This is a genomic window from Allobosea vaviloviae (assembly GCF_001298265.1).
GTDB lineage: Bacteria > Pseudomonadota > Alphaproteobacteria > Rhizobiales > Beijerinckiaceae > Allobosea > Allobosea vaviloviae_B.
In genome coordinates, this window is record NZ_LGSZ01000080.1 from 25802 (window position 1) to 47777 (window position 21976).

The 21976-nt window shown below is 67.5% G+C and carries 24 protein-coding genes; 11 read left to right on the forward strand and 13 right to left on the reverse strand.

The annotated features are described in order from the left end of the window. Positions 1 to 6 precede the first annotated feature (6 nt). The 3 genes from AE618_RS24995 to AE618_RS25005 form a co-directional block, all read right to left on the reverse strand. Positions 7 to 612 carry a TPM domain-containing protein gene (locus tag AE618_RS24995; protein WP_054211791.1) on the reverse strand — a complete coding sequence of 202 codons (606 nt, stop codon included), beginning with the start codon at positions 610 to 612 and terminating at the stop codon, positions 7 to 9. After that, on the reverse strand, positions 612 to 1409 hold the full coding sequence (locus tag AE618_RS25000; RefSeq protein ID WP_248311017.1) for a TPM domain-containing protein: 798 nt from the start codon (positions 1407 to 1409) through the stop codon (positions 612 to 614). Before AE618_RS25000 ends, AE618_RS24995 begins: the two co-directional genes overlap by 1 nt. 109 nt (positions 1410 to 1518) lie before the next feature. Beyond that, positions 1519 to 2127 carry a LemA family protein gene (locus AE618_RS25005; protein WP_054211793.1) on the reverse strand — a complete coding sequence of 203 codons (609 nt, stop codon included), beginning with the start codon at positions 2125 to 2127 and terminating at the stop codon, positions 1519 to 1521. Positions 2128 to 2305: 178 nt separating this feature from the next. Between AE618_RS25005 and ggt the strand changes: the two genes are divergently transcribed. Beyond that, complete coding sequence (gene ggt / locus AE618_RS25010; protein WP_054211794.1) at positions 2306 to 4054, forward strand: gamma-glutamyltransferase; 1749 nt, start codon at positions 2306 to 2308, stop codon at positions 4052 to 4054. 60 nt (positions 4055 to 4114) lie between these two features. After that, positions 4115 to 4807: an acid phosphatase gene (locus AE618_RS25015; protein ID WP_054211795.1), complete on the forward strand. Its 693-nt coding sequence runs from the start codon at positions 4115 to 4117 to the stop codon at positions 4805 to 4807. 16 nt (positions 4808 to 4823) lie between these two features. On the opposite strand, the gene AE618_RS25020 is transcribed toward AE618_RS25015, so the two are convergent. From AE618_RS25020 to AE618_RS25030, 3 genes are all read right to left on the reverse strand, one after another. Beyond that, entirely contained in the window at positions 4824 to 5309 is a 486-nt protein-coding gene (locus AE618_RS25020) for a hypothetical protein (protein ID WP_054211796.1), read from the reverse strand. Between the two features lie 5 nt (positions 5310 to 5314). Continuing rightward, positions 5315 to 6538 carry a 23S rRNA (adenine(2503)-C(2))-methyltransferase RlmN gene (gene rlmN / locus AE618_RS25025; protein WP_054211797.1) on the reverse strand — a complete coding sequence of 408 codons (1224 nt, stop codon included), beginning with the start codon at positions 6536 to 6538 and terminating at the stop codon, positions 5315 to 5317. A 239-nt stretch (positions 6539 to 6777) separates the two neighbouring features. Then, positions 6778 to 7401, reverse strand: coding sequence for a hypothetical protein (locus tag AE618_RS25030; protein WP_054211798.1), 624 nt, complete (start codon positions 7399 to 7401; stop codon positions 6778 to 6780). Between the two features lie 197 nt (positions 7402 to 7598). Here AE618_RS25030 and AE618_RS25035 point away from each other — a divergent pair, with 197 nt between their 5' ends. After that, positions 7599 to 8573, forward strand: coding sequence for an NADPH:quinone oxidoreductase family protein (locus AE618_RS25035; protein WP_054211799.1), 975 nt, complete (start codon positions 7599 to 7601; stop codon positions 8571 to 8573). 5 nt (positions 8574 to 8578) lie between these two features. On the opposite strand, the gene AE618_RS25040 is transcribed toward AE618_RS25035, so the two are convergent. Continuing rightward, a complete protein-coding gene (locus tag AE618_RS25040) occupies positions 8579 to 8953 on the reverse strand; it encodes a YkvA family protein (protein ID WP_054211800.1) in 375 nt (124 codons plus the stop codon). A 188-nt stretch (positions 8954 to 9141) separates the two neighbouring features. Here AE618_RS25040 and AE618_RS25045 point away from each other — a divergent pair, with 188 nt between their 5' ends. Next, complete coding sequence (locus AE618_RS25045) at positions 9142 to 9927, forward strand: SDR family NAD(P)-dependent oxidoreductase (RefSeq protein ID WP_054211801.1); 786 nt, start codon at positions 9142 to 9144, stop codon at positions 9925 to 9927. 6 nt (positions 9928 to 9933) lie between these two features. Here AE618_RS25045 and AE618_RS25050 read toward each other — a convergent pair whose 3' ends face one another. Then, positions 9934 to 10518: a septation protein A gene (locus AE618_RS25050; RefSeq protein ID WP_054211852.1), complete on the reverse strand. Its 585-nt coding sequence runs from the start codon at positions 10516 to 10518 to the stop codon at positions 9934 to 9936. 101 nt (positions 10519 to 10619) lie between these two features. After that, entirely contained in the window at positions 10620 to 11612 is a 993-nt protein-coding gene (gene ftsY / locus AE618_RS25055) for a signal recognition particle-docking protein FtsY (RefSeq protein ID WP_432704527.1), read from the reverse strand. Here ftsY and AE618_RS29330 point away from each other — a divergent pair. The 4 genes from AE618_RS29330 (at position 11611) to AE618_RS25070 (ending at position 14585) form a co-directional block, all read left to right on the forward strand. Then, positions 11611 to 11853 carry a hypothetical protein gene (locus tag AE618_RS29330; RefSeq protein WP_432704528.1) on the forward strand — a complete coding sequence of 81 codons (243 nt, stop codon included), beginning with the start codon at positions 11611 to 11613 and terminating at the stop codon, positions 11851 to 11853. The genes ftsY and AE618_RS29330 overlap by 2 nt on opposite strands. A gap of 108 nt (positions 11854 to 11961) precedes the next feature. Next, complete coding sequence (locus AE618_RS25060; protein ID WP_248311021.1) at positions 11962 to 12636, forward strand: RluA family pseudouridine synthase; 675 nt, start codon at positions 11962 to 11964, stop codon at positions 12634 to 12636. A gap of 90 nt (positions 12637 to 12726) precedes the next feature. Then, on the forward strand, positions 12727 to 13380 hold the full coding sequence (locus AE618_RS25065; RefSeq protein WP_054211803.1) for a DUF6875 domain-containing protein: 654 nt from the start codon (positions 12727 to 12729) through the stop codon (positions 13378 to 13380). A gap of 29 nt (positions 13381 to 13409) precedes the next feature. After that, the gene (locus tag AE618_RS25070; RefSeq protein WP_054211804.1) at positions 13410 to 14585 is read left to right on the forward strand and encodes a GNAT family N-acetyltransferase; all 1176 of its coding nucleotides are present in this window, start codon (positions 13410 to 13412) and stop codon (positions 14583 to 14585) included. Between the two features lie 12 nt (positions 14586 to 14597). Here AE618_RS25070 and AE618_RS25075 read toward each other — a convergent pair whose 3' ends face one another. From AE618_RS25075 to AE618_RS25090, 4 genes are all read right to left on the reverse strand, one after another. Then, complete coding sequence (locus tag AE618_RS25075; protein ID WP_054211805.1) at positions 14598 to 14888, reverse strand: 4a-hydroxytetrahydrobiopterin dehydratase; 291 nt, start codon at positions 14886 to 14888, stop codon at positions 14598 to 14600. A 2-nt stretch (positions 14889 to 14890) separates the two neighbouring features. After that, positions 14891 to 15469, reverse strand: a complete 579-nt coding sequence (gene thpR / locus AE618_RS25080; protein WP_054211806.1) for an RNA 2',3'-cyclic phosphodiesterase — start codon at positions 15467 to 15469, stop codon at positions 14891 to 14893. Between the two features lie 176 nt (positions 15470 to 15645). Next, the gene (locus tag AE618_RS25085; protein ID WP_054211807.1) at positions 15646 to 16701 is read right to left on the reverse strand and encodes an aldo/keto reductase; all 1056 of its coding nucleotides are present in this window, start codon (positions 16699 to 16701) and stop codon (positions 15646 to 15648) included. A 100-nt stretch (positions 16702 to 16801) separates the two neighbouring features. Then, positions 16802 to 17416 (reverse strand): arylesterase, encoded by a 615-nt coding sequence (locus AE618_RS25090; RefSeq protein ID WP_156330485.1) that lies wholly within the window; start codon positions 17414 to 17416, stop codon positions 16802 to 16804. A 171-nt stretch (positions 17417 to 17587) separates the two neighbouring features. On the opposite strand from AE618_RS25090, the gene AE618_RS25095 reads away from it, so the two are divergent. The 3 genes from AE618_RS25095 to AE618_RS25105 all read left to right on the forward strand — a co-directional run bounded on the left by AE618_RS25095 (position 17588) and on the right by AE618_RS25105 (position 21897). After that, a complete protein-coding gene (locus tag AE618_RS25095) occupies positions 17588 to 18319 on the forward strand; it encodes an ABC transporter ATP-binding protein (RefSeq protein ID WP_054211809.1) in 732 nt (243 codons plus the stop codon). Between the two features lie 2 nt (positions 18320 to 18321). Then, positions 18322 to 20907: an ABC transporter permease gene (locus AE618_RS25100; RefSeq protein WP_054211810.1), complete on the forward strand. Its 2586-nt coding sequence runs from the start codon at positions 18322 to 18324 to the stop codon at positions 20905 to 20907. A gap of 219 nt (positions 20908 to 21126) precedes the next feature. Beyond that, positions 21127 to 21897, forward strand: a complete 771-nt coding sequence (locus AE618_RS25105; RefSeq protein ID WP_054211811.1) for a Bax inhibitor-1/YccA family protein — start codon at positions 21127 to 21129, stop codon at positions 21895 to 21897. The last annotated feature ends 79 nt before the right edge of the window (positions 21898 to 21976 follow it).

Genomic DNA, 21976 nt, shown 5'->3' on the forward strand with positions numbered 1-21976 from the left:
GCGATCCTACAGGATCACCACCTTGTTCGGCAGCTCGTCGATATCGTCGGCCATGCGCGGCGCATGCCTCGCGAGCACGACGCCGACCGCCTGCACGGCGTCGATCAGCCCGTCCCGCAGCCGGTTCTCGCGTGCAGCCAGCAGCGCCGACCCGATGATGCCGTCCCAGACCGTCTGATCGATACGTCCGTCGAGGCCGGTATCGACCAGGATCTCGGCATAGCGCTCCTGGATCGCGACATAAAACAGCACGCCTGTACGGCCGCGGGTTCGCGTCAGCCCCCGCGCCGTGAATTCCCGCAGCGCCACGTCATGGGCACGCCGGCGCTTGATGAAGCCCGGCACGAAACGGCCGCCACGGCCATACCAGAGCAGAAAGCACAGCAGCAGCGCCGCGCAGACGAGCTGGGTCAGGAAGATGCGCGGCGCGCTGGTGGCGGTCATCGCAAGCAGCGGCCATGGCACGAGAAGCGACAGCGCCAGCGCCATCACCACCGGCACGGTCCGATAGCTCGAAGCCGCATGGTCGATGACCACGACGATCTCGGCCGCCGTCAGGCTCTCGGCCTGCCGCACGGCGTCTGCGATCGCATTACGGTCCTGCTCGTCCATCACCAATCTCCCGAAGCGCCGCCACCGCCCGAAGACCCGCCGCCTCCGGAAAACCCGCCGCCGGAACCCGAGCCCGAACTCCAGCCGCCGCTCGAGCCCGACCCGCTGCTCCAGCCGGAGCTTTGCGGCAGCGTCACCCAGCTCCCATTGCGCAGCCGGTGGCGCCTTGAACCGCCATTCCCGCGAAACTCGTTCACGAAGGCCGCAAAGAGGATGAAAAGCAACAACATGACGAAGACAATCGCGACGACATCCATGACGGACATGTCGTCGCTGCGCACGCTGGCGCGCCGCTGCCATTCCTCGGCATCGCCCGCAAGAATGCTCAGGATGCCGTCGACGCCGCCTTCGATCCCGCCCGCGAAATCGCCCGCCTTGAACTTCGGCGCCACCGCCGTGGTGATGATGACTTTGGAGAGCGCGTCGGTCAGCGCGCCTTCCAGCCCGTAGCCGACCTCGATACGGACCTTGCGCTCGTTTGGCGCGACCAGCAGCAGCACGCCATTATTCGTCTTCGACTCACCGAGCTTCCAGAACCGGAACAGACCGTTGGCAAACTCCTCGATGCCGATGCCCTGCAGGGACGGCACGGTCGCAACCACCAGCTGATCCGAGGTCTTGTCCTCATGCGCCTTGAGCTTCGCCTCGATCCGCTGCCGCGCCTCGGGCGCGATCAGATTGGCGCCGTCGACGATGCGCCCGCTGAGCGCGGGGTAGGACGGGTCGGCGGCCAGTGCGAGGCCGCTCCAGAAGAGCAGGAGGAAAGCGCCGAGCCGCAGCAGGGCATGCACCGTCATGCTCGGGCTTGACCCGAGCATCTCAGGACAGAGATTCTCGGGTCTGCGCTTCGCTTCGCCCGAGAATGACGACAGCTGCAGGCTCACGGCCCTGGCTCTTCCGACACCCTCAGAACTTCACGGCCGGCGGCCGCTCCGCCCCCGACGTCGCCGTGAAGCTCTCCATTGCCTTGGCGCCCCAGAACAGCTTGGCCCAGATCACGCCCGGGAAGGTCCGGATCTCGGTGTTGAAATCCCGGACCGCCTGGATGTAGTCCCGCCGCGCCACGGCAACGCGGTTCTCGGTGCCTTCGAGCTGCGATTGCAGGGCGAGGAAGTTCTGGTTCGACTTGAGGTCCGGATAACGCTCGACCGTGACGAGGAGCCGCCCGAGCGCGCCGCTGAGTTGGTTCTGCGCGTCCTGGTATTCCCTGAACTTCGCGGGGTCCGTGATGGTGGAGGCATCGACCTTGACCTGGCTCGCCTTGGCGCGGGCCTCGACCACGGCGGTCAGCACCTCCCGCTCCTGCGCGGCATAGCCCTTCACCGTCTCGACGAGGTTCGGGATCAGATCGGCGCGGCGCTGGTACTGGTTTTGCACCTCGCCCCAGCTCGCCTTGGCCTTTTCCTCCAGCGTCGGGACATTGTTGACGCCGCAGCCGGCCAGCGCGAGGCCGAGCAGAGCGGACACCGCGACGAGAAAGGGTCGGCGAACGATTGTGGAAAACGCAAACGACATGCCGGGGCCCCTTTGGCAGTGTCTCGGGAACAACGATTCGGACCTTAGCCGTCCGTGATGACCGCTCCAAGGCGAATGCGGCTGTGACGAATGCGGCCAGAACGAATGCGGCATGGCGCGAACCCGCTCTTGCGATAATCTGCCGAAACGGCGTTCGCGCGGGCACGGAGATCGGACCATGCGCCTCTCATTTGGAATTCCAGCCCTCGCCTTACTGGCGCTCGCGACACTGGCCGCCCCCGTCGGCGGACAGCCTCTCGCGCCGGCCCCAGAGGCCGCCACAGGGCGCATCGCCAAGACGCATGGCACCGCCCAGCGCTTCATGGTGGCGGCCGCCAATCCGCTGGCCGCGACCGCCGGCCGCGATATCCTGCGGGCCGGCGGCAGCGCGACAGATGCGGCGATCGCGATCCAGCTCGTGCTCAATCTGGTCGAGCCACAGAGCTCCGGCATCGGCGGCGGCGCCTTCCTGCTGCATTGGGACGAGGCGGCGCGAAAGGTGACGACGCTGGACGGGCGCGAGACTGCACCAGCAGCCGCCACACCCGATCGCTTCATCGGCCCCGACGGCAAGCCGATGCGCTTCCTCGATGCGGTCCTGGGCGGGCGCTCCGTCGGCGTGCCGGGCACGCTGAAGCTGCTGGAAGAGGCGCATAAGCGCTGGGGCCGGCTGCCCTGGGCGCAGGTGATCGCGCCCGCGATCCGGCTCGCCGAGGAGGGCTTTCCCATCTCGCCGCGCCTGAACGGACTGCTCTCCGGCGAGAGGAACCTGGCGAAGGACGCCCGCGCCGCCGCTTATTTCTACGGATCGGACGGCAAGCCGAAGACGGTCGGCACGATCCTGCGCAACCCGGCCTTCGCCGCGACCCTGCGGACCATCGCCGGCAATGGCGCGCAGGCACTCTACACGGGCCCACTCGCGCAGGACATCGTCGCGACCGTCACCGGTCACGCAACCAATCCCGGCGACATGACGCTGGCCGACCTGACCGCCTACAGGATCGAGGAGCGCGATCCGGTCTGCGGCGCCTATCGTGTCTGGCGCATCTGCGGCATGGGCCCGCCGAGCTCGGGCGCGGTCGCCGTCCAGCAGATCCTCGGCATCCTCGAAACACGCGATCTGGCGCGGATGGGTCTGGGCGCCGAGGCCGCGCACTGGTTCGCCGAGGCCGGGCGCCTCGCCTTCGCCGACCGCAATCTCTATCTCGCGGACCCCGCCTTCATCGGCATACCGCTCGGCGGACTGATCGACCGCGACTATATCCGTTCGCGGGCCGGGCTCGTCAGCCCCGACAGGTCGATGGGGCGTGCCAGGGCCGGCGAGCCGCCAAACAAGCGCGCGCAGCTGCTCGCCCCCTCCGAGGGCATCGAGAACGGCACCAGCCATATCTCCGTGATCGACGCCGCCGGCAACGCCATTTCGATGACCACGACGATCGAGGACGGCTTCGGCTCGCGGCTGATGACGGCCGGCGGCTTCCTGCTCAACAACGAGCTGACCGATTTCTCCTTCCTCCCAGAGGAGGACGGCAAGCCGGTCGCCAACCGCGTCGAGCCCCGCAAGCGCCCGCGCTCCTCGATGGCGCCGACCCTGGTGTTCGACGCTTCTGGCCGACTTTATGCCGTCGTCGGCTCGCCCGGCGGCAGCCAGATCATCGGCTTCGTCGCCAAGACGCTGGTGGCGCTGCTCGACTGGAAGATGGACCCGCAGGCCGCCGTCGATCTCGGCAATTTCGGCAGCCGCAACGGCCCGACCGAACTGGAGAAGGGCACCGAAGCCGAAGCCTGGAGGGCGGCGCTCGAAGCAAAGGGCCACGACGTCCGCCTGCTGGAAATGACCTCGGGCATCCAGGCGATCGTCAAGACGCCGCAGGGCTTTGCCGGCGGCGCGGACGGACGCCGGGAGGGCGTCGCCATCGGGGATTGAGGCGTCATCGCACTGTCGCATTCGCAGCGCTTCGGTTTTCGCCCATCAGGAAAACCTCCCATGCGCCATCTTCTCCTCGCCGCCCTGGCGGCAGCGTCTCTTGCCTTCTCCCCGGTTCAGGCGGGTGAAGCCAAGCCCTTCGCCACCGCCAAGACCATCGACCTGCTCACGCTGCTGAAGCCGCCACCGGCGAATGACTCCGCCCAGACCCGCACCGAACTCGGCGAGGTGCTGACGATTCAGGTCACGCGCACTCCCGACATGGAAGCCGCCGCCCAGGCCGACGCGGTCGAGAACGTGTGGCGCTTCGCCAATGTCATGGGGCCGAACTTCAAGGCGGAGTCGCTGCCGGTCTTCTCGGCCTTCTTTGACCGGGTCGTCGAGACCGAAGGCGCCGTCGTCGACCCCGCCAAGGACAGCTGGAAGCGCCCGCGCCCGCACCAGTACAGCCCGCTGGTCAAGCCCGTGGTGAAGATCTCGAACTCCGGCGCCTATCCGTCCGGCCACACCACGGTGGGCACGCTGATGGGCATCGTCCTGTCGAACATGGTGCCTGAGAAGCGCGCCGAGATCATGGCCCGCGCCTGGGCCTATGGCGAGAACCGCATCATCGGCGGCATCCATTTCCGCGCCGATGTCGAAGCCGGGCGTATCGCCGGCAGCGTGATCGCCGCCAGGATCATGGAGCAGCCCGAATTCCAGAGCGAATTCGCAGCGGCCAAGGCCGAGCTGCGCAAGGTGATGGGTCTCTAGGCCTTACAAAAAGAGCTCAGCGAGGCGGAGCGGCTGTCCGTTCGCCGCCCGCCCCGCGTCCCGCGATCAGCCAGTAGACGAAGCCGGTCGCGGCGCCGACGAGCACGAGCGCTCCGATGATCTGAACCTCGGCACCGGTCGGCGTGCGTGACAGGCCGAGCAAGGCCAGCGGCAGCAGCGCCGCGAGCAGGCCGGTCAGGCCGCTCTGGATCAGGCCGCTGCGCAGACCAAACAGTTCCGCCCCCACCGCAACCAGCACGACCGGCGCGACGATGATCGCAAAGCCGAGCCGCCCGAGCAGGGAGACCGCCGCAACGGCGGTCGGGCCGGGGTCGACGCCTATGTCAGCCAGCCCGAACAGCGCATCCAGCAGCCGCTCGAAGCCGCCGCCGATCAGCAGCGCGATGCCCGGCGAAACCACGCTTGCGACCATCATGGCGACCAGCCCGGCCGCCATCGCCACCATCAGCGCGAACGGAATCAGCAGGAGCCAGCGCAACATGGCGGTCAGCCCGCCAGCGGCGCGTCGGACGCCTCGTCCTGGTCCAGCATCAGCCGGGCGCGGGCCGAGAGCTTCTCGGTTTCGCTCTTGAGCTGGCCGCAGGCGGCGAGGATGTCGCGCCCGCGCGGGGTGCGAACCGGCGAGGCATAGCCGGCCCTGAAGACGATCTCGGAGAAGCGTTCGATCCTGTCCCAGTCCGAGCACTCGTAGCGGGTGCCGGGCCAGGGATTGAACGGGATCAGGTTGATCTTGGCCGGGATGCCCTTGAGCAGCCGCACCAGCTCGCGCGCCTCGGAATCGCTGTCGTTCACGCCCTTGAGCATGACGTACTCGAAGGTAATGCGTTTCGCGTTCGAGACGCCCGGATAGGTCCGGCAGGCCTCGAGCAGATCCGCGATCGGGTATTTCTTGTTCAGCGGCACCAGTTCGTTGCGCAGGTCGTCTCGCACCGCATGCAGCGAGATCGCCAGCATCGTGCTCATCTCGTGGCCCAGCGGGCCAATCTGCGGCACGACGCCGGACGTCGAGACGGTAATGCGGCGGCGCCCGAGCGACAGCCCCTCATTATCGGAGATGACGTCGATCGCATCGCGCACGCCGTCGAAATTGTAGAGCGGCTCGCCCATGCCCATGAAGACGATGTTGGAGACGAAACGCCCGCCATCCTTCGGCACGAAGGCGCCTTCCGGCGAGAGCCGATTCGGAAAATCGCCAAGCCGGTCGCGCGCCACCATCAGCTGCGCGACGATCTCCTCGGTCGTGAGATTGCGCACCAGGCGTTGCGTGCCGGTGTGGCAGAAGGTGCAGGTCAGGGTGCAGCCAACCTGGCTGGAGACGCAGAGCGTGCCGCGGTCGACTTCGGGGATATAGACGCATTCGATCTCGGCGCCGCGGTCGCGCGGACCGGTCGGGGCCATCTTGATCAGCCATTTGCGGGTGCCGTCGGTCGAGATCTGCTCGGCCGTGACCTCGGGCAGATCGAGCGTGAAGCGCTCGGCCAGCGCAGCGCGCAAACCCTTGCCGATCGTCGTCATCGCCGCGAAATCGCGCACGCCGTAGTGGTAGATCCAGTTCCAGAGCTGGCCGACGCGCATGCGCCGCTCCTTCTCGGGCACGCCGATCTCGGCCAGCGCCTCGGACAGCCCGGCGCGCGTGCGCCCGACCAGCGACAGACGCTGCAAAACGGGTTCGGCCGCTGGCGCGGCGGATTCGAGAACGGAGAGGGTCATCGGAACTCTGGCTCGGGTCGGGCGTCAAAGGCCCGAATGGCTGCGGCTCATAGCACGAGAACGCCCAGCCGCGAAATCACTGCTTCAAAAGCGCTGCCGCAGGGCGGTGATCGGAATTCGCCAGCGTGAGTCGGCTGGCGCGGCTTTCGAGAACCGGAGCGGAGCGGACTATGGTCCGTGAGCACCGGAAGCGCAGGAAGCCGCGTCAAACGACCGCGCTGGCGGATTCCTGCACCGCCCTATTTGCAGGCGTCTTCGGCGCGTTTTACGGCCTGGTTCATGCCGGCGAGCGAGTATTTGTCCGCCGTCGGGTTGCCGCGCTTCGACGTGCCCTTGATCTCGAGCGCCGAGCCCTTGCGCAGCGAATCCAGCATGCGCGGCTCCTCGGCTGGATTCTTCAGCCACATGTTCTGGCCCTTGGCGACCAGCGCGAAACGCTCCGTTCCGATGATCGCCTGATGCTCGACATCTTCCTTGAGGTCGAAATTTAAAACGAAGCTGATCTCGTTGCGCACGCCCTCGGTCGGGCGCGTAGCGACGAAGAGCAGACCTTCGACATCCTTAAGATTGGCCGGCAGCCGGCTTTCAGCCTTCGACAGGGCGTAGCAGACCTTGGCGCGGCCCTGCTGCGAGGAGAAGGCCTGCCATTTCCCGGCCGTCTCGAGCAGAATCGCCTGGCCCTGGCCGGCGGCAGCGGGGGCGGCCGCAGCAGCTGCCGCGGGACGCGCTTTCTGCTGAGCTTTCTGCTGCGCCATGGCGGCCATGGGCGACAGGGCAAGACCAGCGCAACCCGCCAGCACTGCGAGGAGAACTGTCGGGAGGGGCAAGGCGGTGACGCCGGAGCGGAAGGACGTGATGATCATGGACCGCTATCAGTCATTAAAAATCTTAACACTGCCTTTACCACCCGTTGACCGGCGCGATCATGCAGACTCGCCGCATAGAGTGTCACGATCCTGGCGAAAATGCGAATGACCGCGCCTGGACGGACCCCGTTTCGCTCGCCACCGGCCCATGGCACATTCGGCCGCGTAACGAGGCTGCGGCGGATCAGACAACGATGAGGGCATTGCTCTGCGAGCATCATGGGCCGGCCGAGGCGCTGGTCATCCGCGACATCCCCGAACCGCAGCCAGGGCCGGGCGAGATCGTGATCGCGGTGAAGGCTGCGGCGCTGAACTTCTTCGACACGCTGATCATCGAGAACCGGTACCAGACCAAGCCGGCCCTGCCCTTCTCGCCGTCGGCTGAATGCGCCGGGACGGTCGCGGCCATCGGCGAGGGCGTTGCCGGCTGGCAAATCGGCGAGCGCGTCGCCGCCTGGCTTGGATACGGCGCTGCGCGCGAGAAGGTCGTCGTTGCGGCGCAGGCCGCGGTGAAGATTCCCGATGCCCTCGACGACGCCCAGGCGGCCGGCCTCTTCGTCACCTATGGCACGGCGATGCACGGGCTGATCCAGCGCGCCTCGCTGAAATCAGGCGAGACGCTCGCGATCCTGGGCGCGGCCGGCGGCGCGGGACTGGCGGCGGTCGAGATCGGGGCGCTGCTCGGCGCGCGCGTCATCGCCTGCGCCTCCTCGGCCGACAAGCTCGCGCTCGCCCGCGAGCACGGCGCGCAGGACGAAATCGACTACTCCACGCAGGATATCCGGGCAGGCCTGCGCCGGTTGACCGAGGGACGTGGCGTCGACGTACTCTACGACACGGTGGGCGGCGATCTGGCCGAGCCGGCGGTTCGCTCGATGGCCTGGGAAGGACGCTACCTCGTGGTCGGCTTCGCCGGCGGTTCGATCCCGAAGATCCCTCTCAACCTGCTGCTGCTGAAGGGCTGCGATCTGCGCGGCGTGTTCTGGGGCGATTTCGTGAAGCGCGAGCCGGCCGCCCAGCGCCGCAACATGGAGCGGCTGCTCGGCTGGGCCGCAGGCGGCCTGATCCGCGCCCATGTCCATGCGCAGATCCCGCTGGAGCGCTGGATTGAGGCCTACTCGCTGATCGGCGACCGCAAGGCGAAGGGCAAGGTCGTGCTGACGCTCTAGAAGCCTCAGAGCTCCGCCATGGCCTGCCTGGCCTTCTCGCGATGCTCTGTCGTGATCGAGCCGGCGACCGCCGCCAGCGCGGCCGCAATCACCGCCGCATCGTCGGTGAAGCCGAGGAAGGGCATGATGTCGGGAATCGCATCGATCGGCAGCACGAAATAGCCCAGGGCGGCCAGCAGCGTCAGGCGGACGCGGCGCGGCGTCGCGGGATCGCGCGTGCAGATCCACGCCGCCAGCAGATCCTCGGCGAAGGGAATGCGCTTGGCGACGCGCTTGAGCCGGCCGAGGAACTCCGAGCCGAAGCGTGCCTCGTCGCGCAGGCTCTTGCGGATCGCCGCCATTTCTTCCTCTGTGAAACGAGAGGTGAAACCGTCGCTCATGTGAGCCCCTCCTGAGGGCCATTGCTGCTGGGCCGCATGATTCCGCGATCGGAAGCCTGCCCCGCCATGTCGAAAGATGTGGCCCCGCAGGAAAGCCCGCACAAGAGCCCTGCGCATAAACCAGCTTGGAGCCGCCGGCACGGAGGCTTAAACGCGTCCATCGACCTTTCGCGATCAGGATACGCCAGATGCAGCTCGATTCCTCCATCGCCGCCATTGTCACCGGTGGCGCCTCGGGCCTCGGCGAGGCCACCGCGCGCATGCTGGCCGGGCAGGGAGCCAGGGTCGCGCTGTTCGACCTCAATGCCGAGCGCGGCGAACAGGTCGCGGCCGAGATCGGCGGCCTCTTCGTCGCCTGCGACGTGACCAGCGAGACCTCAGTCGACCAGGCCCTTGCCACAGCCCGCGCCGCCCACGGCGTCGCCCGCATCGTCGTCAATTGCGCCGGCATCGCGCCCGGCCGCCGCATCGTCTCGAAGAAGCGCGAGACCGGCGAGCTGATTGCCCATGACACCGCCCTGTTCGAGAAGGCGGTGGCGATCAACCTGACCGGCACCTTCCGGATGATCGCCAAATCGGCCGCGGCTCTCGCCGGCCTCGAGCCCGTGACAGTCGATGGCGGCCGCGGCGTCTTCATCTGCACGGCCTCGATCGCGGCCGAAGACGGCCAGATCGGCCAGGCCGCCTATGCCGCCTCGAAAGCCGGGGTCGCCGGGATGACGCTGCCGATCGCGCGCGAACTGGCGTCGGTCGGCATCCGCGTCATGACGATCATGCCCGGCCTGTTCGAGACACCGATGTTCGACGGCCTGCCCGAGGAAGCCCGCGCCTCGCTGGCGGTTTCGGTGCCGCACCCCTCCCGGCTCGGCAAGCCCGCTGAATACGCGGCGCTGGTCAAAAGCATCGTCGAGAACGACATGCTCAATGGCAGCGCGATCCGCCTCGACGGTGCGCTGCGCATGGCGCCGAAATAGCAGAGCCTATTCGGCCGCCTTCGCTGGCTTGATCTCGTGTTTCAGGATCAACGGCGTCTGCGCCAGCGCAAACAGCATGGTCAGCGGCATCACGCCCCAGACCTTGAAGGCGACCCAGAAATCCTGGGTCTGCGTGCGCCAGACCACCTCGTTCAGCGCCGCCAGCACGAAGAAGAACAGGCCCCAGCGCAGCGTCAGCTTGCGCCAGCCCTCCTCGTCGAGCTGCAGCACCGTCTCCAGCACCAGCGCCAGCAGCGAGCGGCCGAAATACAGCCCGCCGAGCAGAACGCAGCCGAACAGCGTGTTCACGATGGTCGGCTTGACCTTGATGAAGAAGGCGTCGTCGAGCGCGATCGTCAGCCCGCCGAAGACGCTGACCACGACAAAGTTTACGATCGCCATGCGCGGCAGATAGCCCACCAAAACGCGCGACAGCACGAGCGCAACCAGCGACGCGACCATGAAGACGCCGGTCGCGACGAAGATGCGCCGGTCGGAGGCGACGCCGAACAGCCGGTCGCCATAGGAATTAGCAAAAAAGAAGATCGCCAGCGGCCCGAATTCGAGCGCGAGCTTCAAGAGCGGATTGATCTTTGCCCCCGCAGCGACGACGGCATGCCGCTCGAACCGCTCTGGGCCGCGGTCCTTGACGGCCTGTTTGGTCGCCGTCGCGGTCTCGCTTCGGATTTCAGTCACGCCGTCTCTCCCAATCCAGATACGGCGCGGGCGAAGTCCTGAGCCGAGAACGGCTCCAGATCCTCGACGCTCTCGCCGACGCCGATGAAATGCACCGGCAGAGAAAATCTCGCAGCCAGCGCCACCAGGATGCCGCCCCGTGCCGTGCCGTCGAGCTTGGTCATCACCAGCCCGGTGACGCCGGCCGTCTCGCGGAAGGCCTCGACCTGGCTGACCGCATTCTGGCCGACGGTCGCGTCGAGCACCAGGAGCGCCGCATGGGGCGCTTCCGGATCGAGCTTGCGGATGACGCGGACCACCTTGGCGAGCTCGTCCATCAGCCCCGTCTTGTTCTGCAATCGCCCGGCCGTATCGACCAGCAGCACGTCGGTGCCGGCGGCCCTGGCTTTCTGCAGCGCCTCGAAGGCGAGCCCCGAGGCATCGGCGCCCTGGTTGCCCGAGACGACCTCGGCCCCCGTCCGCTCGCCCCAGACCTTGAGCTGCTCGATCGCCGCCGCGCGGAAGGTATCGCCTGCCGCCAGCATCACGGATTTGCCCTCGGCTCGGAACTTGGCCGCGAGCTTGCCGATCGTCGTCGTCTTGCCCGAGCCGTTGACGCCGACCATCAGGATCACGAACGGCTTTTTCGTGGCGTCGATGACGAGCGGCAGCGCCACCGGCGTCAGGATCGCCTCGACCTCGCGCGCCAGGATCGCCTTGACCTCGGAGGGCTCGATCTGCCGGTCGTAGCGTCCGTCGCCGACAGCCTTGGCGACGCGGGCCGCAGTGGTGAGCCCTAGATCGGCCTGGATCAGAATGTCCTCGAGGTCTTCCAGCGTTGCGGCATCGAGCTTGCGCTTGGTGAAGAGGTCGGTGATGCCGGTCGTCAGCGCAGACGAGGTCCGAGACAATCCCTCGGTCAGCCGGCGCCACCAGCTCCGCTTCGGCTCGGGCGCGGCCACAGGCGCCACGATGACCGGTGCAGCCTGGACGGGCGCGGGTTCTGGCATGGAGATCGGCAGCGGGGCGGCCTCGCCGCTCAGCAGTTCCGGCGCGATCGGCGAATCGCCGAGCGGAGCTTCGGGCGGCACGTCCGCAGGCACAGACGGCGCGGGCGTGGCAGGCTCCGGCTCGTTGCCGAACAATCTCGAAAAGAAGCCGCGCTTCTTCGGTTCGTTCTCGCTCATCATTCTTCCCGTGGCCTTTGCCGCAGAACAGCTCGTGCTTGCACCGCACGGTGGCCTTCGCTAGCGCAATGCCATGACAACGCCCGACCGACCAGAGATTTCCCGACAGGGCGAGGCCTTGGCGCCGCGCGACGAGCCGCCGCTGCCGTTTCCGCTGCTCTATCGCGACGCGATGATGCTGGTCATCGACAAGCCCGCCGGCCTGCCCTCGCATCGCGGCCCCCAGGCCAAGCGCCGCGTCATTCCCGTCCTGACCGACCATCTCGATGCGCTGCGCTTCGGGCTGCCGCGCCGTCCGGAAGCCGCGCACCGGCTCGACAAGGACACCTCCGGCTGCCTGATCCTCGGTCGTCATCCCCGCGCCATGGCCGAGCTCAACCAGATGTTCCGCGACGGCCGGATCGACAAGACCTATTGGGCGATCGTGCAGGGCAGCCCGGAAGCCGATGAGGGCCTGATCGACCTCGCGCTCGGCAAGCGCGCGCCTGATCGCGGCTGGTGGATGAAGGTCGATCCCGAGGGCCTGCCCTCGCAGACGCGCTATCGCGTCATGGGTCGGGGCGCGGACGAAACCGGCCCGCTCGCCTGGCTCGAACTCGAACCGCTGACGGGCCGCACCCACCAACTGCGCGTGCATTGCGCGGCGTCCGGCTGGCCGATGCTCGGCGACGAGATCTATGGCGACGCCCCGCGCGAGGGTGGGCCTGGCCTGCAGCTCCATGCCCGCGCCGTCATCGTGCCGCTCTATCGCAAGAAGCCGCCGATCCGCGTGGAGGCACCGCCGCCGCCGCATATGGAATCCGCTTTGCGCGCTTGCGGTTGGCTGCCAGCCTTAACCGGCTCCTAACGCGATCCGCGCGGCGCGTCGGGAGGCCCGCAACGCTTCCCTAAGATGGCGTTGATAAGGCTGGTCTGCCATCGAGCGGAATCAGAGATCATGCGGGATACGCAAGCCATCGCGGCGGATCAGGACGCGGCGCTGCTGGGCATTGAAGCGGCGCGCGAGCGCACCGCCGAGGCGCCCGGCGGCCCCCTCGCGACACTGCTCGGCTGGGTCGAGGGCTATCTGATGAGTGGCCATGCCGATCTCGGCCGCAGCGGTGCGGTCTGCCCCTTCACCCGTCAGGGGGCGAAGCTCGACACGGTCAGGCTCGCCGTCAGCCCGGCCGGACCCGAGGACGAGGCGAGCGCCTTCGCTTTGATCCGCGCCGGCTTCGCCGAACTCGAAGCCATCCCGGCCAAGGCCGCGATGGCGCATTTCCGCACCGTGATCATCGGCTTCCCGGCCTGCGCGAGCGAGGACGGCATCGCCATGCTCCGTCGCGTGCAGGACCGCCACAAATTCTATTCGCTCTCGCGCAACCGGATGATCGGACTGATGCATGCGCAATCCGACGCACCCGGCCTGTGGAACCCCGATTTCCGGCCGCTGCGCTCGCCTTATCCGGTGCTCGCAATCCGCCACATGGTCGAGCACGATGCACCCTTTGCTGCGCGTCACCCCTTGCTGCTTCTGCCCTATCTGGCGCGCTTCCCCGTGGCAGGGCTGAAGCGACTCTTCGCGCATTGGCGGCGGGCGCCGGCCTCGTGACGCTGGCGACGAGACGTCCTGCCATCCCAATGGGCGCCAGCCCTGAAGGGCGCGCAACCGCCGACGCGGACCCGACGCTTCGCCTCGGCCTGGTCGATGACCTCGAGGCCTTCCTGGCCCTGCGCGAGGAGTGGGATGCGCTCTTCGAGCGCGCAGCCCTGCCGCATCAGGTTTTCCAGAGCCATGTCGTGCTGCGCCACTGGGCCGCGCATTATCTCGACGCCCAGACCCGGCTGAGCATCGTGACGCTGCGCCGCGACGGCAGGCTGGTGATGGTCTGGCCGCTGGTCCGGCAGCGCCGCTTCGGCATGGTGACATTGCGCTTCATGGGCATTCCCATCGCCCAGTTCGGCGACGTCCTGGTCGAAGGGGCCGGCGACGAGGCCTTGCTGCTGGAGATGGGCTGGCGCGCCGTCCGCGCGCTGCGGGCCGACATCTTCGAGGCCCGCAAGCTCCGCGCCGATTCGGTGCTGGCCCGTTCGGGGCTGCTGGCAGGCGCGGCCGCTACCGAGCAGATCGAGGCGCCCTTCGCCTGTCTCGCCAGGCGCGTCGGCCAGGACGGCCCGAGCCAGGCCTATCCGGCGCGGGAGCGCTCGAACCACCGCAGGCGGCTGCGCCGGCTGGCCGAGCGCGGGCCGCTCACCTTCGATCTGGTCGCACCCGGCGCCGAGGCTGCCGAACTGGCGGGCGAGGCCGTCACGATGAAGCAGGCCGCGCTGCGCCGGCATGGCATCATCGCACCGGCGATCTCGGATCCCCGCTTCCAGTGCTTCTTCCGCGACGCCGCCGGCGACGCGGCGGGCGGTTCCCCCCTGCGGATCGCGCTGATCCGCTGCGCCGGCCAGCCAATCGGCATCGATCTGTCGCTCGACTGCAAGGGCACAAGTTTCGGCCATGTCATCGCGTCGCACCCCGACCATGGGCGCGGAGGCGTCGGCAGCATTCTGATCCAGCACAGCTTCGCCGGCGCCAAGGCGCGCGGCAACACGGTGTTCGATCTCCTCGGCCCGGCCGACCCCTACAAGCTGGAGCATGCCGACGGGACCACGCGCGTCGCGGATCTCGCTCTGCCCCTCTCACTCAAGGGCAGGATCGCCTGCGGGCTCGGGCTGCAGCGACTGCGCCCGGCACTGAAGACCGCCGTCAAGCGCTTGCCGGCGCCCCTGACACGACCGCTCTCTGCCTGGCGCTCCGCTCAGGACTGATGCCCTGACGCGTCAGCCGACGATTGCATCCATGGCGCGGGCGAGCTTGACGTCGAGCTCGGTCAATCCGCCGGCGTCATGCGTCGACAGCGTGACCTCGACGGTGCGGTAGACATTCGACCATTCCGGATGGTGGTTCATCGACTCCGCCAGCAACGCGACCCGCGTCATCCAGCCGAAGGCCTCGCTGAAATCGCGGAAGACGAAGCGCTTGGCGATGGCCTCGCGTCCCTCGACCAGTTTCCAGCCGGTCAGGGTTGTCAGGGCCTCATTGCGCGCGTCGGGACCCAGTCGCTTGGGCATCGTCATCTCCGCTGGAACTCGCCCCGCGCCATGCGATTCGGATAGGATGGCCCCAGCGCATAGGCCGCCTCCAGCACATAAGGCCCGCCGCCGACCGAATCACGCGACGACATCAAGGCGAGCCGCCGTGCCGTGAAGGTGATCGGGCGGATGATCGGATGCAGGCCCAGATAATCCGCCACGTCGAGGGGCGAGGTGTCGCGCAGCCTCGCCAGCGTGACGTGCGGCACGAATTTACGCCCCTCCGGCGGCAGGCCGAGCCGGCGCATCAGCCGCTCGAGATCGGCCTGGAGCTCGCTGAGCTTGGCGTTCGGTTGCACCCGCGCGAACACCGCGCGCGGCTTGTCGCCGCCGAAGCTGCCGATCTCGTCGAGCGTCACCTCGAACGGATAGCTGCGGATATCGCCAAGGAACGCATCGAGTTCATTCGCCGTCCGCCGATCGACATCGCCGAGGAAGCGCAGGGTGATGTGATAATCGGAGGGATCGATCCAGCGCGCCCCGACCAGTCCGCCCCGGTGCAGCGTCAACGCCGAGGCAACCTCGGCGGGAATCTCCAGAGCTGTGAACAGCCTCGGCATGTGCGAATCAGTGCCAGCTTTTTGTGACTCTGGCGAGACGAAATGCCGGGCACATGCCGCCTGATGCGACAGCACCCCCGCTCACGGCCTTCATGGTCGGGCTTGACCCGACCATCTCTGGCGAGAATTCCCTCTACAGGCGATTCTCGGGCAAGGCCCGAGAATGACAGCCTGCATCACGGGCAGGGATTGCCGACGAGCTGGTGGATCGCGTCGATCTTCGCTTCCAGTTCGGGCGACAAGGTCACGCCGATCGAGGCGATGTCCGTCTTGAGCTGCTCCATCTTGGTCGCGCCGATGATGTTGGCGGTGACGAAGGGACGCGAATTGACGAAGGCCAGCGCCATCTGCGTGGGATCGAGCCCCGCCTCCCCGGCAAGCGCGATGTACCGCTTGATCGCCTCCTCCGCCCCCGCGCCCTGATAGCGCTGGCCGCGGTCGAACAGCGTCGTGCGGGCCCCGGCGGGCCGCGCACCATCGAGATATTTCCCGGTCAGGAAACCCTGCGCCAGCGGCGAATAGGCCAGCAGCCCAACGTCTTCGCGCATCGACACCTCAGCCAGCGCCGTCTCGAAGGTGCGGTTGAGCAGGTTGTAGGCGTTCTGGATCGACTGGACGCGCGGCGTGCCGCGCGCGGCCGAATCCTGCACGAAGCTCATCGTGCCCCAGGCGCTTTCGTTGGAAAGGCCGAGATGCCGAATCTTGCCCTCTTTCACGATCTCGGCGAAGGCGTCGAGCTGTTCGGCGATCGGCGTCTCGTCGTCCGGCCGCTCGAAGGCTGCCTTGGAGAAGCGCGTCGGATTCGAGCCCCAGGGCATCGGCCGCTCGGGAAAATGGATCTGGTAGAGGTCGATATAGTCCGTCTGGAGCCGCTTCAGGCTCTTGTCGACCGCCTCGCGGATCTGCGCCCGGTTGACCCGCGTCGGGCTCTTGTCGTCACGCAGCCAGTCGCTCGTGCCGCGCCCGACGATCTTGGAGGCGAGGATGATCTTGTCGCGGTTGCCCCTGGCCTTGAACCAGCTGCCGATGATCCGCTCGGTCGACCCTTGCGTCTCCGCCTTGGGCGGAATCGAGTACATCTCGGCGGTATCGAAGAAATTGACGCCCTGGTCGAGGGCGTAGTCCATCTGTTCGTGGCCTTCGGCTTCCGTGTTCTGCTGGCCCCAGGTCATGGTGCCCAGGCAGATCACGGAGACCTTGAGATCGGTGCGGCCGAGACGACGATATTCCATGGCAAGGCAACTCCGAAAAGCAGCGGGCGAAGCGCGCGCAGTCAGCAGATGAGGCAGGAAGAGGTGAGGCGGGAAGCGGCCTGACGAGCCGGACGGCGCGTCAGGGTTTGGCCGGCAGCGTCGACAGGAAGCGCTCGACCGTGGGCAGGATGTTGCGGACGATGACGCGGACGCCTTCGGCCGTGGGGTGCAGGAGATCGGGCTGGTTGAGCGCGCGGTTACCCGCGATGCCCTCCAGGAAGAAGGGGTAAAGCACCAGCCCGTGGCTCTTCGCAAGCTCCGGATAGATCGCGTCGAAACGCTTCGCATAGTCCGGGCCGAGATTGCGCGGCGCATACATGCCGGCGAGCAGGACCGGGATGCCGCGCGCCTTCAGCCGCGTGACGATCGCCTCCAGCCCCTTGCGGGTCATGGCCGGATCGAGCCCGCGTAGCGCATCGTTGGCGCCGAGTTCGAGGATGACGCCGTCGGTGCCCTCAGCCACCGACCAGTCGAGCCGCTCCAGCCCGCCCTGGACGGTATCGCCCGAGACGCCGGCATTCACGATCTCGACAGCAATGCCCTTCTGGCGCAGCGCTTGCTCGAGAACCGGCGGAAACGCCGCACTGCCCGGCAGGTTGTAGCCTGCCGTCAGACTGTCGCCGAGCGCGACGAGTTTCAGGGTGCGCGCCGCAGCCTGCGTCTGTGTCTGTGTCTGGGCCAAAGACTGGGACATGGTCGCCACCGGAAACAGCAGGAAACACAACAATGCGACGCGGAGAGATTGGAGAAGCGCCCCGCCACGCCCATATCGCCCTTTCAAAGGGCGAAAGGGCGGTCTGCCCCGCTCGGGCCGCGTTTCGCTGCGAGCAGGGACGCTGATGGATGTCGAAGTCAGGATCATTGGATGATGAGCGATACGCACGTCTCGCCGGCGGAGAAACCGGCGATCGAATTGCAGGATGTCGAGCTTAGTTTGGGGCGTGCAGCCGCCCGCGTCCATATCCTCAAGGGCGTTTCTTTGTCGCTGGCATCCGGGCAGGCGACCGGGCTCGTCGGCCCGTCGGGCTCGGGCAAGTCGACGCTGTTGATGACGATGGCCGGGCTCGAGCGGCCGGACGCCGGCACGGTCCGGGTTGCCGGCCAGGACCTCGGTGCGCTTGACGAGGATGGCCTTGCCGTCTTCCGCGGCCGCCATATCGGCATCGTCTTCCAATCCTTCCACCTCGTCCCGACCATGACAGCGCGCGAGAACGTCGCTCTGCCGCTGGAACTGGCCGGGGCTGGCGACGCTTTCGCCCGCGCCGAGGCCGAACTGCGCAATGTCGGCTTGAGCGACCGCATGGACCACTACCCGGCCCAGCTCTCGGGCGGCGAGCAGCAGCGCGTCGCCATCGCGCGGGCCGTCGCCCCGAACCCCGACATCCTCGTCGCCGACGAGCCGACAGGCAATCTCGACGAGAGCACCGGCCGCTCCATCGTCGACTTGATCTTTGCGCTGCGGCGCGAGCGCGGTGCCACGCTGGTGCTCGTCACCCACGACCTCTCGCTGGCCGCGCTCTGCGACCGCACCGTGCGCCTGCGCGCCGGGCGCATCGAGACGCAAGCCCAGGCTGACGCAGCCGCGGCGGTGGCCTGACCATGCACGGCACCGTCAAGCCCACGCCTGCGCCGCCGTCGGGCGCGTCAGGAATCGCGCTCGCCTTCCGTCTCGCCTGGCGTGATCTGCGCGGAGGCCTGCGCGGCTTCGGCGTCTTCATCGCCTGCCTGGCGCTTGGCGTCATGACGATCGCCGCCGTCGCTTCCGCCTCGCGCGGCCTGACCGAGGGTCTGTCGCGCGAGGGGCGGCGCATTCTCGGCGGCGACGCCGCCTTCAGCCTGATCCATCGCGAAGCGACGCCGGACGAGATCGCCTTCCTCGCAGGGCGTGGCTCGATATCGACCATCGCGACGATGCGCGGCATGGCCAATGCTGGCGACAAGGGCGCGGCACTCGTCGAGATCAAGGCGGTCGATGCGGGCTATCCCGGTATCGGCGACCTCGTCACCGACCCGCAAAGCCCGATCGCGGAGCTGCTTGGCGCCCGCGATGGCGTCTTCGGCGCGGTCGCAGATCCCGTGCTGCTCGGCCGTCTCGATCTGAAGCCCGGCGACGTCATCCTGGTCGGCTCCGCCCGCATTCAGCTGCGCGCCAATCTCGTCTCCGAGCCCGACAAGATCGCCGCCGGCGTCGGCTTCGGCCCACGCCTGCTGATCTCGCAGGAGGCGCTGCGCGCCACCGGCCTGCTCCAGCCCGGCAGCCTGGTACGCTGGACCTACCGCGTCGCGCTTCCCGCCCAGGCTGCCGGTGACGACGCCCTCGACGCGCTGATCGCCGACGCAGGCACGCAAACCCGCGATGCGGGCTGGGAAATCCGCTCCCGCGCCAACGCCAATCCCGGCTTTCAGCGCAATCTCGAACGCTTCACCCAGTTCCTGACGCTGGTCGGCCTGACCGCGTTGCTCGTCGGCGGCGTCGGCGTCGCCAACGCCGTGCGCCGCTTCGTCGAGGCCAAGAAGCTCGACTTCGCCACGATGAAGGCGGTCGGCGCCACCGGCGGCCGCGTCGTCGCGATCCATCTGACCGAGGTGATGCTGGTCGCCGCGCTCGGCACGGGCATCGGCCTCGTGCTCGGCGCAGCCGCACCCTTCGCACTCGGTGCGGCGCTCAAGACCGTGCTGCCGGTGCCGTTCGAGCCCACGCTCGCTCCGGGCGAACTCGGCGTCGCGGCGCTCTACGGGCTTCTAACCGCGCTCGTCTTCGCGATCCTGCCGCTCGGCCGCGCCCATGATGTCCCGGTCTCGGCGCTGTTTCGCGACCAGATCGAACCCGATGCGCGCCGACCTCGCGCGATCTATCTCATCATCTGCCTGCTGGCGCTCGCCGGCCTCGTCGGCGTCGCGCTCGCCTTCGCCTATGACCGGCGCATCGCGCTGATCTACATCGGCGTGATGACCGGCATCTTCCTGCTGCTGCGCGGCGTCTCGTCGGGCTTGATGGCCCTCGCCCGCAAGCTGCCGCGGCCGAAGAATCCCTCACTGCGCATGGCGCTGGCCAACAGCTACAGGCCCGGCGCGCTGACGCCGTCGCTGGTGCTGTCGCTGGGCTTGGGCGTTGCGCTCCTATCGGCGCTGGCCTTCATCGACACCAGCTTGACCCGGCAGCTCACCCAGGCCCTGCCCCAGGCGGCACCGAGCTTCTTCTTCCTCGACATTCCCAATGCCGATTCGGCCAGATTCGACGCCGTGCTGCATGAGGAGCGCCCGGGCGCGGCGCTCAACCGCGTGCCGATGATGCGCGGCCGCATCGTCTCGGTGAACGGCGTGCGCGCCGAGGACATCAAGGCCTCCGAACAATCCGCCTGGGTCCTCGATGGCGACCGCGGCATCACCTATGCCGACACCATCCCCGAGGGCTCGAAGGTCGCGGAAGGCGCGTGGTGGCCGGCCGATTATCGCGGCGAGCCGCTGGTGTCCTTCGATGCGCAGAATGCCGCCGGCATCGGCCTCAAGATCGGTGACCGGCTCACCGTCAACGTGCTCGGCCGCAACATCACCGCGCGTGTCGCCAATCTGCGGGCGGTGGAATGGCGCTCGCTCGGCATCAATTTCGTCATGCTGTTCTCGCCGAACACCTTCGCTGGCGCGCCCCACACCAACCTCGCCACCATCACTGCGGCGCCAAACGGGGCGGGCGGCACGGACGCCGCCTTGCTGCGCCGGCTCGCCGTCGAGTTCCCCTCGGTGACGGCGGTTCGGGTCAAGGACGCGCTAGAGGCGATCAGCACCATCGTCGGCCAGCTCGCCACCGCCATCCGCGGCGCGTCCGGCCTCGCCATCGCCGCCAGCCTGCTGGTCCTTGGCGGTGCGCTGGCCGCCGGACAGCGCGCGCGGCTCTATGACGCGATGATCCTGAAGACGCTTGGGGCGACGCGCCGTTTCATACTTTCGTCGTACGCCCTCGAATACGCCGCGATCGGCCTCGTCTCGGCGCTGTTCGGCGTTGTCGCGGGGGCGCTCGCGGGCTGGGGTGTCGTGACTCAAGTGATGAAGATCGAATTCGTCAGTGACCCCACCGGGGCATTACTGGCCGCGACTGCCGCCGTCGGCGTCACTGTGCTGTTCGGGCTCACCGGCACGCTGAAAATACTATCGAAAGCGCCGGCTTCTCACCTGCGGAATTTATGATGACTATCTAGGAACGACTCACGATAAACATTACATGCCCGTAACTTTGCATGGTTGGGGCGTCACGTTTCTTGGAACGCGGCGCCTTAACCATGCGAGCCCCTTGTAAGAACCGGCGAACCGCCTCATATTCCGTGCATCGCCACGGTTGTGCGCGACGACAGGCCATCGCCGGGGGCGATGCCGTCTTCGGAATCACTGTCAGGGGAAATTCGCTCCATGAGCAACTTCGACCGCAATGCTCCAGTCTGGGGTGCCGGCCGCGCCCAGCAGACCAGCGCCGTCGAGATGGATCAGGGCCTGCGCTCGTTCATGCTCGGCGTCTACAACAACATGTCGATCGGCCTGGCCATCACCGGCCTCGCCGCGATCGGCATCTCGATGCTGGCGATCGCCGGCTATACGGCGACCGGCAAGGCCGTCCTGTCTCCGTTCGGCGTGACGCTGTTCACCAGCCCGCTGAAATGGGTCGTGATGCTGGCGCCGCTCGCCTTCATCATGCTCTTCTCGTTCAAGGCGGAGAGCATGAGCTCCTCGTCCGCGCGCGCCATGTTCTTCGCCTTCGCGGCGGTGATGGGCGTCTCGATGGCCTCGATCTTCGTCGTCTTCACCGGCGAGTCGATCACCAAGGTCTTCTTCATCACGGCGGCGGCCTTCGGCGGCCTCAGCCTCTATGGCTACACCACGAAGAAGTCTCTCTCGGGCATGGGTTCGTTCCTGATCATGGGCCTGATCGGTCTCGTGATCGCCTCGGTGGTCAACATCTTCCTGGCCTCCAGCGCGCTGTCCTTCGCCATCTCGGTGATCGGCGTTCTGGTCTTCGCCGGCCTGACCGCCTGGGATACCCAGCGCCTCAAGGACATGTACCTGTCCTCGGACATGGATGCGGAATCGGCCGCGAAGCTCTCGGTGAACGGCGCGCTGTCGCTCTACCTGAACTTCATCAACATGTTCCAGATGCTGCTGCAGCTGTTCGGCGACCGTCGCTGAGCGACCTCTGCCCTGCACGGACGACGAGCCCCGGCCTCGCGGCCGGGGCTTTTCTTTTGGGCGTTCGCCGGATCATGAT

Coding starts and splice junctions, on each gene's coding strand:
- AE618_RS25015 (WP_054211795.1), top strand. CDS start 4,115: ATGCGCCATCTTCTCCTCGCCGCCCTGGCGGCAGCGTCTCTTGCCTTC.
- rlmN (WP_054211797.1), bottom strand. CDS start 6,538: ATGACCCTCTCCGTTCTCGAATCCGCCGCGCCAGCGGCCGAACCCGTT.
- ftsY (WP_432704527.1), bottom strand. CDS start 11,612: ATGCCAGAACCCGCGCCCGTCCAGGCTGCACCGGTCATCGTGGCGCCT.
- thpR (WP_054211806.1), bottom strand. CDS start 15,469: ATGCCGAGGCTGTTCACAGCTCTGGAGATTCCCGCCGAGGTTGCCTCG.
- AE618_RS25100 (WP_054211810.1), top strand. CDS start 18,322: ATGCACGGCACCGTCAAGCCCACGCCTGCGCCGCCGTCGGGCGCGTCA.
- AE618_RS25075 (WP_054211805.1), bottom strand. CDS start 14,888: ATGCCCAAGCGACTGGGTCCCGACGCGCGCAATGAGGCCCTGACAACC.
- AE618_RS24995 (WP_054211791.1), bottom strand. CDS start 612: ATGGACGAGCAGGACCGTAATGCGATCGCAGACGCCGTGCGGCAGGCC.
- AE618_RS25035 (WP_054211799.1), top strand. CDS start 7,599: ATGAGGGCATTGCTCTGCGAGCATCATGGGCCGGCCGAGGCGCTGGTC.
- AE618_RS25030 (WP_054211798.1), bottom strand. CDS start 7,401: ATGATCATCACGTCCTTCCGCTCCGGCGTCACCGCCTTGCCCCTCCCG.
- AE618_RS29330 (WP_432704528.1), top strand. CDS start 11,611: ATGGAGATCGGCAGCGGGGCGGCCTCGCCGCTCAGCAGTTCCGGCGCG.
- ggt (WP_054211794.1), top strand. CDS start 2,306: ATGCGCCTCTCATTTGGAATTCCAGCCCTCGCCTTACTGGCGCTCGCG.
- AE618_RS25060 (WP_248311021.1), top strand. CDS start 11,962: ATGATGCTGGTCATCGACAAGCCCGCCGGCCTGCCCTCGCATCGCGGC.
- AE618_RS25105 (WP_054211811.1), top strand. CDS start 21,127: ATGAGCAACTTCGACCGCAATGCTCCAGTCTGGGGTGCCGGCCGCGCC.
- AE618_RS25095 (WP_054211809.1), top strand. CDS start 17,588: ATGATGAGCGATACGCACGTCTCGCCGGCGGAGAAACCGGCGATCGAA.
- AE618_RS25040 (WP_054211800.1), bottom strand. CDS start 8,953: ATGAGCGACGGTTTCACCTCTCGTTTCACAGAGGAAGAAATGGCGGCG.
- AE618_RS25085 (WP_054211807.1), bottom strand. CDS start 16,701: ATGGAATATCGTCGTCTCGGCCGCACCGATCTCAAGGTCTCCGTGATC.
- AE618_RS25005 (WP_054211793.1), bottom strand. CDS start 2,127: ATGTCGTTTGCGTTTTCCACAATCGTTCGCCGACCCTTTCTCGTCGCG.
- AE618_RS25045 (WP_054211801.1), top strand. CDS start 9,142: ATGCAGCTCGATTCCTCCATCGCCGCCATTGTCACCGGTGGCGCCTCG.
- AE618_RS25090 (WP_156330485.1), bottom strand. CDS start 17,416: ATGTCCCAGTCTTTGGCCCAGACACAGACACAGACGCAGGCTGCGGCG.
- AE618_RS25000 (WP_248311017.1), bottom strand. CDS start 1,409: ATGACGGTGCATGCCCTGCTGCGGCTCGGCGCTTTCCTCCTGCTCTTC.
- AE618_RS25020 (WP_054211796.1), bottom strand. CDS start 5,309: ATGTTGCGCTGGCTCCTGCTGATTCCGTTCGCGCTGATGGTGGCGATG.
- AE618_RS25070 (WP_054211804.1), top strand. CDS start 13,410: ATGGGCGCCAGCCCTGAAGGGCGCGCAACCGCCGACGCGGACCCGACG.
- AE618_RS25065 (WP_054211803.1), top strand. CDS start 12,727: ATGCGGGATACGCAAGCCATCGCGGCGGATCAGGACGCGGCGCTGCTG.